The organism is Paraburkholderia sp. TE9906 (assembly GCF_056279605.1).
This window is the reverse complement of record NZ_JBWCCT010000005.1, coordinates 386710-399114: the sequence shown is the minus strand read 5'-3', so window position 1 is coordinate 399114 and position 12405 is coordinate 386710. Positions and strand designations below refer to the sequence as shown.

The 12405-nt window shown below is 64.6% G+C and carries 9 protein-coding genes; 2 read left to right on the top strand and 7 right to left on the bottom strand.

Annotation, left to right across the window (positions count from 1 at the left end; genetic code table 11):
• Window positions 1–13: 13 nt before the first annotated feature.
• From ACZ9H4_RS15860 to deoC, 7 genes are all read right to left on the bottom strand, one after another.
• Window positions 14–1072: an ABC transporter permease gene (locus ACZ9H4_RS15860; RefSeq protein WP_408141365.1), complete on the bottom strand. Its 1059-nt coding sequence runs from the start codon at window positions 1070–1072 to the stop codon at window positions 14–16.
• Window positions 1073–1087: 15 nt separating this feature from the next.
• On the bottom strand, window positions 1088–2644 hold the full coding sequence (locus tag ACZ9H4_RS15855) for a sugar ABC transporter ATP-binding protein (RefSeq protein WP_476119559.1): 1557 nt from the start codon (window positions 2642–2644) through the stop codon (window positions 1088–1090).
• Window positions 2645–2734: 90 nt separating this feature from the next.
• Complete coding sequence (locus ACZ9H4_RS15850; protein ID WP_408141363.1) at window positions 2735–3739, bottom strand: autoinducer 2 ABC transporter substrate-binding protein; 1005 nt, start codon at window positions 3737–3739, stop codon at window positions 2735–2737.
• 112 nt (window positions 3740–3851) lie between these two features.
• On the bottom strand, window positions 3852–4883 hold the full coding sequence (locus tag ACZ9H4_RS15845; RefSeq protein WP_408141362.1) for an ABC transporter permease: 1032 nt from the start codon (window positions 4881–4883) through the stop codon (window positions 3852–3854).
• 34 nt (window positions 4884–4917) lie between these two features.
• Entirely contained in the window at window positions 4918–5880 is a 963-nt protein-coding gene (rbsK, locus tag ACZ9H4_RS15840) for a ribokinase (protein ID WP_476119557.1), read from the bottom strand.
• A 162-nt stretch (window positions 5881–6042) separates the two neighbouring features.
• Entirely contained in the window at window positions 6043–8451 is a 2409-nt protein-coding gene (locus tag ACZ9H4_RS15835; RefSeq protein ID WP_408155787.1) for an aldehyde dehydrogenase family protein, read from the bottom strand.
• Between the two features lie 16 nt (window positions 8452–8467).
• Entirely contained in the window at window positions 8468–9478 is a 1011-nt protein-coding gene (deoC, locus tag ACZ9H4_RS15830) for a deoxyribose-phosphate aldolase (protein ID WP_476119554.1), read from the bottom strand.
• Between the two features lie 252 nt (window positions 9479–9730).
• Here deoC and ACZ9H4_RS15825 point away from each other — a divergent pair, with 252 nt between their 5' ends.
• Window positions 9731–11368, top strand: coding sequence for a sugar ABC transporter ATP-binding protein (locus tag ACZ9H4_RS15825; RefSeq protein ID WP_476119553.1), 1638 nt, complete (start codon window positions 9731–9733; stop codon window positions 11366–11368).
• A complete protein-coding gene (locus ACZ9H4_RS15820) occupies window positions 11365–12366 on the top strand; it encodes an ABC transporter permease (RefSeq protein WP_408141357.1) in 1002 nt (333 codons plus the stop codon). The genes ACZ9H4_RS15825 and ACZ9H4_RS15820 overlap by 4 nt, the downstream gene beginning before the upstream one ends.
• Window positions 12367–12405: the final 39 nt, after the last annotated feature.

Here is a 12405-nt window from a genome sequence, read left to right as displayed (position 1 = left end):
CCAGCAGCGGCGTTCAAGCCTTGCGTTGCAACGCGAAGAGCGTGCCCGCGATCAGAATGAAGGCGCCGATAATCACCTTCTGCCAGGTGCTCGGCACGCCGACCAGAATCAGCACGCTGTTGATCAGCGTGACGAGCACGACACCGAGCAACGTGCCCGCCACCGTCCCCGTACCGCCCGTAATACGCGCTCCGCCGAGGATCACCGCGGCGATCACATCGAGCTCCGAGCCCACGAGGTCGAACGGATTCGCGAGCCGGTTGTTCGACACATGCAGAATGCCCGCGATGCCCGCGAGCATCCCCGTATAGCCGAACACGAACAGATGGATCGCGCGCAGGTTGTAGCCGAGCCGCTCGGCGATCGCCAGACTGCCGCCCATCGCATAGACGCCCCGCCCCATCATCGTCCGGTTCAGCAGCCACCATGTGACTATGGCGGCCGCCAGTAGCGCGAGCACCGACACGGGCAGCACCGCGCGCAAACCATCGTTCGTGTGATAGAAAAACAGCGGAATGCGGCCGAAGCGATCCATGCTGTGCGGAATGTTCATGAAGAACGACGTGCCGATAAAAGTCAGCAGCAGCCCGCGAAACAGATACTGCGTGCCGATCGTGACGATCAGCGACGGCGCCTTCAGCCGATGCACCAGCACGCCGTTGACGATACCGAGCACGACGCCTCCCAGCGCGCCGGTGATGAGGATCAGCGCAAACGGCGCGTCCGGCCACCACGCGAACACCGCCTTGGTGATGCCGTACATCGTCAGCGCGGCGATCGCGGTGAACGAGACGTCGATGCCGCCGGACGCGAGCACGACGAGCGTGCCGAGCGCGAACAGCGACATGGTGGTAGCCGAATGCAGCAGATCGAATAGCGTCGCGAACTGGAAAAAGCGCGGGTTGATCGCGCCGACAATCAGGCACGTCACCGCGATCAACGCGACGGTAAACCATTCCGGATTGCGCGCGAGCTTCGCCCGCAAGCTGGGCGGCCTGACCTCGGGTGCGACTTCGGCAATGGTCGGCGTGGTCATGGTCTGCTTCATGCGCGAATCGATGCGCGAGTTCATGAGTAGGAACGTCCTTTATGCGGCTTCTGAAAGCAATGCGTGATACAGGTCGGCTTCGCTCAGCGTGTCGGCCTGATATTCGCTCGCCACGCGGCCCTTCTTCATCATCAGGATGCGGTCGCAGTTCTGCAACAGTTCAGGCAGATCGTCGCTGATCAGGATGATGCCGATGCCACGTTGCGAGAGGCGCTGCATGATCCGGTAAATGATGTCCTTCGAGCCGACGTCGACGCCGACAGTCGGCCCATGCAGGATCAACACACGCGGATCGATCGCCAGCCAGCGGCCGATCAGCACGCGTTGCTGGTTGCCGCCCGAGAGCGACTGCACGGGCTTGTCGATATCGGGCGTGGCAATCTGGAGATCTTTCACCGTCTGTTGCGCGAGTGCTTGCGCGCGCGTGCGGTCGATCTGGCCGAAGCGGTCGCGCAAACTGGAGATCATCGCGGTGATCACGTTGTCGCGAATCGGCTTGTCGAGGAAGAGCCCCTCGTTCAGGCGGTCTTCCGGCACATAGCCGATACGATGATTTTTCGCATCCGACGGTGTGCGCAAGCGGATGCTTTTCCCATCCAGCCTCACCTGCCCCGACTGCGCCGGCGCCACACCCGCGAGGGCGCGCGCGAGTTCGTTGCGCCCCGAATCGAGCAGACCGGTGACGCCGAGAATTTCACCGCCGTGCAGCGCGAACGACACGTCGCTGAACTGACCGACGCGCGTGTAACCCTGCACTTCGAGCACGACGTCCTGCCCAATCGCGCCTTCACGATAGCGCTCGTTCGACAGATGGCGACCCGTCATCAGTTCGCTGATCTGCGCTTTGGTGAATTGGGCGATCGGCCCTTGCGCCATTTTCTGGCCGTCGCGCAGCACGATCACTTCACCGCCGATCGCGTAGCACTCGTCGAGCTTGTGGCTCACGAACAGCACGGTCACTCCCTGCGCGCGCAGATTGGCGAGAACGGCGATCAGGTTGTCGACTTCCTTTTGCGTGAGCGACGTGGTGGGCTCGTCCATGATGACGAACTTCGCCTCGCTGGCGATCGCGCGGGCAATCGCCACGAGTTGCCGCGTGGCGAGCGGCAGTTGCTCGATGAGCGTCGCCTGAAACCCGGCATCGCCGGGCAGGCCGACCGCTTCGAGCGCGCGAGCTGCCGTGCGCGCCAGCTCGCGCCGGTCGAACGTGCGGGCGAGCCGCCCTGCGTGCGTGGCCAGCTCCGAGGTGAGCGCGACGTTCTCGGCCACGTTCATGTTGGGCAGCAGCGAGAGGTCCTGATAGACGGTCTCGATTCCCGCCGCGAGCGATGCGAGTGCGGAAAGGCGCGCGTGGCGCACGCCTTCGATGATCAGTTCGCCTTCGTCAGGCGGCTGCGCGCCGGAAATGATCTTGATGAGCGTGCTCTTGCCGCAGCCGTTTTCGCCGAGCAGATGGTAAATCTGCCCGCGCTCGAACGACAGGCTCACCCCGCGCAACGCATGCACGCCGGTGAAGCGCTTATGGACGCCCACGACTTGCAAAAACGGCTGCGATGCGTCGGATTGCGGCTGCGGTGACGATACGTCTTGATTCATGATGGCGAGTGGTGAGTTAAGGCGCGCCCGGGTGGGCTCGCCTCGAATGGCGTCCCCCGAGCGATCAGGGAACGCCGTGGCCGTGGCCCATCAGAACGGATACTGCTTGTAATTCGACTTGTCGACGTTCACCCAGCCTTGCCCGCGCACGATGATGCCCTTGCCCGGCCCTTTCGCGACCGTCACCTTCGTGTAGCCCGGAATGCCGAGATCGGCGCCGTTCTCGACCGTTTTTCCGTCGATCAGCATTTGCGCCACCTTGTTCATCGCAATGCCCGCGAGCTTCGGATCCCAGAACGCGATGCCGTTGACAGCGCCGCTTTCGAGGAACTTGCCCGCTTCCGTCGGCAAGCCAGTGCCGTACACGCAGATCTTGCCTTGCATGCCGGCTTCTTCAACCGCCCGGCCGATGCCGATCACGTCGAGCGAGGACGAGCCCTGGAAGCCCTTCAGGTCCGGATGCTTGCGCAGCACTTCCTTCGCGACTTCATAGGCGCGCTCGCCGTCGTTATTGGTTTCGAGTTTCGGCTCGACCAGATTCATCTTCGGATACTTGGCCTTGGCGTTGCCGATGCCGCCATCGGCCCACTGGACCTGCGAGCGGCTGCCGAGCGAACCGACCAGCACGGCCCACTTGCCGTCGTCATGCATGCACGAGGCGAGACGTTCGTTCAGGCCGGCGCCGTAGGCGGTGTTGTCGAATGCCTCGATGTCGACCATCGTGTTCTTCGCGTTGTCCGCCTCGTGCGTCACCACCTTGATGCCGCGATCCATCGCTTTCTTCAGCGCGGGTTCGAGCGTCGGCGGGTCGTAGGGCACCACGGCGATCGCCGTCACCTTCCTGGCGATCAGGTCTTCGATGATCTTCAGCTGCTGCGCCGCATCCGCACGGCCGGGACCGGTCTGATACGCGGTCACGCCGGGGTTGTCCTTCGCGAATTGCTTGACGCCGTCGTCCATCCGGTTGAACCAGTTGATGCCGGTCACCTTGACGACCGTGACGATCGTCTCGTTGGTGGCAGCCTGCGCTGCGGCGATCACGCCTACCGTCAGCGCGCCTGCCGCAAGCGCGGCGCCCAGTCGAGTCAATTTCATGCGATGTCTCCTTTATCGTTCGATGTCGCCCCACTCCACCCTCACGGACAATCAGGGCTCGTTGTCCGTCGCGTACTGAAACCTCGGTGATGCTTCGCGTCTGAGCGGCGCGCTAACGTTTTGGGGCCGCGCTGGAGCCGCCGCCGAAGCCGAAGATCGCCCTCACCCGCTCGCCGCCCGCAAACGCGAGCGACAGCAACAACAGAAACCCCCACGCGCAATCGCCGAAAAACTGCGATACGCCCATCAGATTGAACAGGCTCGACAGAAACTGCAGCACCGTCGCGGCGAAAAATACGCAGATGATGCGGCCATGACCGCCGGCGGGATTCACGCCGCCCATCACCGCAATCAGGATCGCGATCAGCAGATAGGAATTGCCGTAGTCCCATTTCGCGCTGGAGGTGTGCGTCACGCTGATCAAGCCGGCCAGCGACGCGAGCACGCCGCACATCGCGTAAGTGATGATCAGCATTCGCGCGCGCGGAATGCCCGCATAGAACGCGGCTTTGGGATTCGTGCCCATCAGATAGAGACGCAGGCCGAACGGACTGCGTTTGAGCAGCCAGCCCAATACGATGACCGCCGCGATGAAGATGCAGAAGGCGATCGGCACCTGAAACACGGTGCCGTTGCCGATATTCGACAACGGGTCGACATAGTCGACATGCACTGAGGCGCCGTTGCTGAGCACCACCGCAAAGCCCGTGAACAGCAACTGCGTGCCGAGTGTGCAGAGAATCGGCGTAAGCCGCAGCCACGCGATGACCACGCCGTTCAGCAGCCCGCCGAGCAGCCCCATCGTCACGACGATCACGCAGAACAGTGCCGTGTAGAGCGCGGGCGAGTCGTCGCCGTTGAGAAAACGCGGCACGATCAGCGCGGCGACCATGCCGGAGAGGTTCGCGAGTCCGACGCCGGACAAGTCGATGCCGCCGTTGCCCGACACCATCGACAGCATGATGCCGAGCGCGAGCAGGCCGAGTTCGGGCAACTGGCCGCCCATCGACTGCAGGTTGTCGATATCGACGAATTGCCCGCGCGAGAGCCACGTCGCGACCAGCACGACGAGCACGTTGACGATCAGCAGAAAATTCAACTGCCGGTCGCCGAACAGTTTTCCAGCGGTGAACAAGGACTTCATGGTGACGACGATCTCCTTGAATCTTCGCAAACGGTCACGATGACCGGGACAGGTCCGCCGACTCGTTCAATACGCGCTTGACTTCATCGAGCGTCGGCATGGAAGGCGCCGTGCCAGGACGCGTTACGGAGATGCCCGCGAGCGCGCAACCGAAACGCATTGCGGCGATCGCATCGTCGCCGCGTGCGAGCGCCGCTGCGAAGCCGCCCGTGAAGCCATCGCCCGCACCCGCCGTTTCCACCACGCGGCCACACTGGTAGGCCGGCACGAGGACCGATTGCGTCGCCGAATGCAGCAGCGCGCCGGCCTCGCCGAGCGTCACGATCGCCGTGCCGACACCTTTGGCGAGCAGCACGTCGGCGGCCCGGCGCGCGTCGTCGGCGGTCGCGATCGGCACGCCGGTGAGCGCGGTGGCTTCGGTTTCGTTCGGGGTGATGTAGTCGCACAGCGGGAAGATGTCGTCGTCGAGCGACATCGCGGGCGCCGGATTGAACACGGTGATCACGCCGTGGCGGCGCGCCACTTCAAGTCCGCGGCGCGCGGCGGCGAGCGGCTGTTCGAGTTGCGTGACGAACACGCTCGCGGCGGCGATGTCCGCTTCGATTGCGTCGACATCGGCGGCATTCATCGTGCCGGCCGCGCCGGATGCGACGATGATGGCGTTCATGCCGGTGGTGTCGTCCACGAAAATATGCGCCGCACCCGTGGACACGCCGTCGATCACCGAGGCGCGCGCCGTGATGCCCTCCCTCGCCCACGTCGCACGCGCGATCTCGCCGAACGCATCGTTGCCGATGCGGGTGCAGAACACCACCTCGGCGCCCGCGCGCGCGGCCGCCACGGCCTGATTCGAACCCTTGCCGCCCGGTCCCATCGCGAACGCCGTTCCCGCGATCGTCTCGCCGATCACCGGCATGCGGGTGGCGCGAAACGTCAGGTCGGTGACGTAGATCCCGAGAATGACGACGCGTCCGTTCTTGCGCGAAGACGTATTCATTCGTGTTCCTCCCGAGCGGTTTGGTTCAGGAGGATTTCATTCAGTGCCCGACATGCTCGCGGCACATCGGCATTCAACAGCAGATCCAGATTCTTCAGCACGTTGTCTCCTCCATTTTCTGGTTGGCGTGCGTGTCGTTGATCCGTTCGGTACCGTTGCCGGTCAGTCTCCGTACGGTATCCAGATGTTCTTTACCTGCACGGCCTGACGCAGAAACGGCCGGCCTTCGCTCGCGCGGTCGAACCAGTCGAACTGGCGGCCGTGATCGACGAAGGTGCGTTTCAGATTGCCGACCGACTCGCGTTCGACCAGCGTCGAGTCCGCGGCCTCACCGAAGCACCAGACGGCGTCGACGTCGTCGTGTTTGGCCAGTGCGGGCAGCAGCGCCGCGCGTTCGCCCGTGACGATGTTCAGCACGCCCGCAGGCACATCCGACGTCTCGACGACCTGATAGAAATCGGTGACCGTCAGCGGACACGCCGTGCCCGGCAACACGACCACGCGATTGCCCATCGCCAGCGCGGGCGCCACCAGCGAAATGAAGCCGAGCAACGGCGCCTCGTCCGGACAGGCGATGCCGATCACGCCGAGCGGCTCATGCATCGCCAGCGCGACGCCGCGCAGCGGCGGCGTATGCACGGCGCCGTCGAACTTGTCGGCCCACGCGGCGTAGCTGAACAGACGCGCGACGGATGCGTCCACTTCCGCCCGCGCCGCCGCTTCGGTCGCGCCATTGCGCACCACCAGTTGCCGCGCGAACTCGTCGGCGCGAACGGCAAGATTCTCGGCCAGATAGAAGAGCACCTGCGCCCGGTTATGCGTGCTCGCCTGCGACCACTTCTGCGCCGCGCGCGCCGCCTCGACCGCATTGCGAATGTCCTTGCGATTGCCCTCGCCCACTTCGCCCACCGGTGTGCCATCCGGCGCGTGAACCTGCAACGAGTAGCCGCTATCCGGGCGCACCTGCTTGCCGCCGATAAACAGCTTCGCAGTCCGGTCGATCGAGGTGACGATCGACGCGCCGTCCGCCAACGGCCCCCCCATGAGCGCACCAGCAGATTGCTCGCCGCGCCGTGGCGCCTGACGCTGCGCAAGATTGCGCCACGCACGCGGTTTCAGATATTCGTATATGCCCTCGCGTCCGCCTTCGCGGCCATAGCCCGATTCGCGATAGCCGCCAAAGCCGACCGACGCGTCGAACAGGTTCGTCGCATTGATCCACACGACACCGCATGCAAGGCGCGGCGCGATGTCGAGCGCGCGGCCGATCGTTTCGCTCCACACGCTCGCGGCGAGTCCGTAGCGCGAGTTGTTGGCGAGCGCAATGGCTTCATCCGGCGTGCGAAAGCTCATCGTCACGAGCACCGGGCCGAAGATTTCTTCCTGCGCGAGGACGGAAGCGGGCGCGACGCCGGTCACGAGCGTCGGCGGATAAAAACAGCCGCCGGATGGCAGCGAGGTTTCCGGTGATTGCCACACCGCACAGCCTTCGCGCCGCCCGCTTTCCACCAGCGACTGGATACGTTCGAGCTGCACCGGATCGACGATCGCACCGATATCGATGCTCTTGTCGAGCGACGTGCCCACCCGCAGCGTCGCCATGCGGCGTTTCAGCCTGGCGATGAAGCGTGCTTCTATCCCCTCCTGCACGAGCAGCCGCGAGCCCGCGCAACACACCTGCCCCTGGTTGAACCAGATCGCGTCCACCACGCCTTCGACCGCGCCGTCCAGATCTGCGTCGTCGAACACGATGAAGGGCGACTTGCCGCCGAGTTCGAGCGTCAACGATTTACCCGTGCCGGCCGTGGCCGCACGGATCGAGCGCCCGACTTCCGTCGAACCGGTGAAGGCGATCTTGTCGACTTGCGGATGCTCGACGAGCGCGGCACCGGTGCGGCCGTCGCCCGTCACGACGTTCAGCACGCCCGCCGGCAAGCCGGCCCGATGCGCGAGTTCGGCGAACAGCAGCGCGGTCAGCGGCGTGTATTCGGCAGGCTTCAGGACGACGCAATTGCCCGTTGCAATCGCCGGTGCGATCTTCCACGCGAGCATCAGCAGCGGGAAATTCCACGGCACGATCTGGCCGACCACGCCGAGCGGCGCATAGTCGGCGAATTCGCTCTCCTGCAACTGCGCCCAACCCGCGTGATGCAGAAAGTGCCTTGCCACAAGGGGGATATCGATGTCGCGCGTTTCACGAATCGGCTTGCCGTTATCGAGTGCTTCGAGCACGGCGAACAGCCGGCTGTGACGCTGAACCATGCGCGAGAGCGCATACAGATGACGCGCGCGTCCCGCGCCGCCCAGCGCGAGCCAGCCCGGCTGCGCGGCGCGCGCAGCGGCCACCGCCGCGTCGATATCGGCCGCATCGCCCTGGGCGATGTCCGCGAGCCGCTCGCCCGTCGCGGGCGCGTGCGAGACGAAGCGCTCGCCGGCGGCCGGCGCATGCCACGCGCCGCCGATGAAATGCCCGAAGCTCGCCTCGTGCTGCGCGAGCCACGCGCGCGCGGGTTGATCGTCCTCGGGTGCGGGACCGTACTCCATCGATGAAAAATACTCGGCTACGCTCATGGGATCGGTCTTTGGTTCAGGCTGCGGGGTGACGGTTGAAAGCGGAGTAACGGCCGCTCACGTGATGTTCGAGCTGGCGTTCGATATCGGCCAGCAGGCTCGACGCGCCGATCCGGAACAGCTCCGGTTCGAGCCACGGACGGCCCAGTTCTTCTTTCATCAAAATCTGATACGACAGCACGGACTTCGCGCTCGACACGCCGCCCGCCGGCTTGAAGCCGATCGGCACGCCGGTGCGCGCCTCGTATTCGCGGATCATCCGCACCATCACGAGCGAGACGTCCAGCGTCGCGTTGACGCCTTCCTTGCCGGTCGAGGTCTTGATGAAATCGGCGCCCGCCATCATGCAGACCATCGACGCGCGGGCGACGTTGGACAGCGTGCGGATGTCGCCGGTGGCGAGAATCGTCTTCAGATGCGCCGGTCCGCACGCCGCGCGGAAGTCGCGCACTTCGTCATACAAGGCCTGCCAGTTGCCGGTCAGCACATATTCGCGCGTCACGACGATGTCGATTTCCATCGCGCCGTCCGCCACCGACGCCTCGATCTCCTTGAGCTTCAGCGGATGCGGAATCAGGCCCGCCGGAAAACCAGTCGATACCGCCGCGACCGGAATGCCGCTGCCCTCCAAGGCATCGACCGCCGCCGCGACGAAGCGGTGATACACGCAGACCGCACCCGTGGTGATGCCCTGCGGCGCGATGCCGAGCGCTTCGAGCAGATCGGCGCGCACCGGCTGGCGTGCTTTCGCGCACAGGCGGCGCACGCGGCCTTCGGTGTCGTCGCCGTTCAGCGTCGTCAGATCGATGCAGGTGACGGCCTTCAGCAGCCACGCGGCCTGCGCATCCTTCTTGACGGTGCGGCGCGTGGCCAGCGTGGCCGTGCGCCGTTCCACCGCGGACTGGTTGACGCGCAATCCGTCCAGCCATGACGCGTCGAACGGCGTGCCCGGATTGCGCACCGGATGGATGAGCGGCCCGCCGCGCAGCGCGACGACCGACGAAGACAACGAAGGAGCTTCAGGCATGGGACATCCGGAAATTTGGCGCGGCGCACAACAGCCGCCGACAATTTGTTCGCACTTATGCTACAACGATTGATAGAATCATAACAAGCATTACGACGCAATCTTCACATATGCGGGCGCTTAAGCCCGCTGAAGCACCATGAATGTTATTGACGCACCAAATTCATGGTGCGAGGATCACAACACCGGTCATGACCGGTCGCGCCAGGCGCAAAGAAAAATTTCGTCGCATCGACGAAGGAGACAAGCCAGATGAATGAGCCGGATGCGGTTGCGGCCGCGTCATCTCGTCGGGTTCCATTGATCCGCGTCGCGGGCGTCACCAAGCGGTTTGGCGGCGTGCAGGCGTTGCGCGGCGTCGACCTCGAGGTGCTGCCCGGCGAAGTTCACGCGCTGCTCGGCGAAAACGGCGCGGGCAAATCCACGCTGATCAAGATCCTCAGCGGTGTTCACACCTACGACGAAGGCACCATCGAGATCGACGGCCGGAAAGTGGCGTTCGACTCGCCCGCACAATCGCGTGCGGCCGGTGTCGCGGTGGTCTATCAGGATTTGAGCCTCGTCGAATCGCTGTCGGTCGGCGCCAACCTGATGCTGGGGCGCGAGCCCCGCACGCGCCTCGGTTTCGTGAAGAACCGTCAGCTAATGGCCACCGTCAGCGAATTTCTGCGCTTGCGTGGCATTCCGCTCGATCCGCGCACGCCAGTGGGCGCGTTGCCGTTCGCCTATCGGCAAATGACCGAGATCTGCAAAGCGTTGATGGGCGACGTACGGGTGCTGATTCTCGACGAACCGACCTCGGCGCTGACGGGCGGCGAAGAACAGATCCTGTTCGACGCGATTCGCGCGGTCACCGATCGCGGCGTGGGCGTGATTTACGTGACGCATCGCCTGAACGAAGTGTTCCGCATTTCGCAGCGCGTCACCGTGTTCCGTGATGGTGCCAATGCCGGCGTGTTCCAGACGGCCGACACCGACATGAAGCAACTGGTCGCGGCGATTGTCGGCTCGGGCCATGCGGCTCTGCATGCCAGAGAGGAGACTGCCGTTGGCGTGACCGACGCGGTGCCGGATACCACGACAACGCAGACCAGCGCCGCGCGAAGTGCGGATAGCGCACCCGTTCTGCGACTCTCGAACGTGAGCAACGACCGGCTTCATGATGTCGATCTCGCGGTTCGCGGCGGCGAGATTCACGGTCTTGCGGGCCTGATCGGCAGTGGCCGCAGCGAAATTCTGCAGACCATCTTCGGCATTCGCAAGATCGAAGCGGGCGCGATCGAAATCGACGGCCAAACCCGCTCGCGCAACACGCCCGCCGAAGCGATCCAGCTCGGTATCGCGCTCGTTCCCGAGGATCGCCATCTCGAAGGACTCGTGCTCGACCATTCGATCGAGCGCAACCTTACCTTGCCGCACCTGCCGCATTTTTCCCGCTGCGGATGGCTGCGCAGCCAGACGGCCGTGCAACAGGCGAAGCGCTCGATGAAAGAGCTATCCGTCAAGGCGCCCGGCGCCTCGACTGCGGTCAAGTTTTTGTCCGGCGGCAACCAGCAGAAAGTGGTCTTCGCGAAGTGGAATCACCCGCGCCCCAAGCTGCTTCTGCTCGACGAGCCGACTGTCGGCGTCGATGTCGGCGCGCGCGAGGAAATCTACGGCGTGGTCCATGACGCCGCGCAGGCGGGCACCGGCGTGCTCGTCGTGTCCTCGGACCTCGACGAACTCCTGCGCCTGTGCGACCGGATTTCGATCGTCGCGGACGGCTGCATCGTCAAGACCGTCGAGCGTGCCGAACTCGCCAACGCCGAAGCGCTTCATCACCTGATTCAACTGTCCCGTTCTTCCATCGAGTCTCCCGAGGGGACGTCCGCCGGAGCGCACGCAACATGAACGATTCCGTCTCGCCGCTGACGGCCAAACGGCAGGCATCGCTGCCGCAGAAAAGCCGCGCGCGGCGCATTGCGCAACTCCTGCTGCAAGGCGACCGGCCCTACGCACTCTATGGCGCGTTCGCGATCCTGCTGGTGGTCTTCAGTTTCGCCTCGCCCTGGTTCTTATCGATCGACAACTTTCTGAACATCGGCCGGCAGACCGCGCTCGTGTCGATCGTCGCGATCGGCATGACCTTCGTGATCATTGCCCGGCAGATCGATCTGTCGGTGGGGTCCAGCCTCGCGCTATCGGGCATGTCCGCGGCACTCGCCATGACGTACGTCGGCGACAACTGGATCATCGGCGCGATCGCGGGTATCGGCACCGGCGCGATTGTCGGCGCGATCAACGGGGTGGTGACCACGCGGCTCAATATTCCGTCGTTTCTCGTGACGCTCGGCTCGCTGAGCGCCGCACGCGGACTGGCCCTGATGGTCACGACGACCAAGCCCGTCATCATCACCAACGACTCGTTCATCGCGATCTTCGGCGAAGGCGACATTGCGGGCGTGCCGGTGCCGATCATCTGGACCGCGCTGGCCGTGATCGCCGGCATTCTGCTGCTGCACTACAGCGTGTTCGGCAGGCAGATCTACGCGGCCGGCGGCAATCCGACCGCCGCGCTCTATTCCGGCATCAACACGCGGCGCGTGACCACCCTCGCCTTCATTCTCACCGGCGCGCTGGCCGGGCTTGCCGCGCTCGTGCTCTCCGCGCGCTCGCACGCGGCACGCCCCGACGTCGTGCAGGGACTCGAACTCGATGTGATCGCCTCCGTGACGCTCGGCGGCTGCAGCCTGTTCGGCGGGCGCGGCTTCGTGCTCGGCACGCTGCTCGGCAGCCTCATCATCGGCACGCTCAACAATGGGCTCGTGCTGCTCGGCGTCAGTTCATCGCTGCAACTCGTGATCAAGGGGGTCATCATCGTCGCGGCGGTGGCGTTCACCCGGAAGTGATGCGGGACACGCCGACCACGCGCGATATCACGTGCCCCC

What these genes read in the sequence shown, in the direction of transcription:
- deoC (WP_476119554.1), bottom strand. Translation starts at nt 9,478, where the DNA reads ATGCCTGAAGCTCCTTCGTTGTCTTCGTCGGTCGTCGCGCTGCGCGGC.
- rbsK (WP_476119557.1), bottom strand. Translation starts at nt 5,880, where the DNA reads ATGAATACGTCTTCGCGCAAGAACGGACGCGTCGTCATTCTCGGGATC.
- ACZ9H4_RS15835 (WP_408155787.1), bottom strand. Translation starts at nt 8,451, where the DNA reads ATGAGCGTAGCCGAGTATTTTTCATCGATGGAGTACGGTCCCGCACCC.
- ACZ9H4_RS15855 (WP_476119559.1), bottom strand. Translation starts at nt 2,644, where the DNA reads ATGAATCAAGACGTATCGTCACCGCAGCCGCAATCCGACGCATCGCAG.
- ACZ9H4_RS15825 (WP_476119553.1), top strand. Translation starts at nt 9,731, where the DNA reads ATGAATGAGCCGGATGCGGTTGCGGCCGCGTCATCTCGTCGGGTTCCA.
- ACZ9H4_RS15820 (WP_408141357.1), top strand. Translation starts at nt 11,365, where the DNA reads ATGAACGATTCCGTCTCGCCGCTGACGGCCAAACGGCAGGCATCGCTG.
- ACZ9H4_RS15850 (WP_408141363.1), bottom strand. Translation starts at nt 3,739, where the DNA reads ATGAAATTGACTCGACTGGGCGCCGCGCTTGCGGCAGGCGCGCTGACG.
- ACZ9H4_RS15860 (WP_408141365.1), bottom strand. Translation starts at nt 1,072, where the DNA reads ATGAACTCGCGCATCGATTCGCGCATGAAGCAGACCATGACCACGCCG.
- ACZ9H4_RS15845 (WP_408141362.1), bottom strand. Translation starts at nt 4,883, where the DNA reads ATGAAGTCCTTGTTCACCGCTGGAAAACTGTTCGGCGACCGGCAGTTG.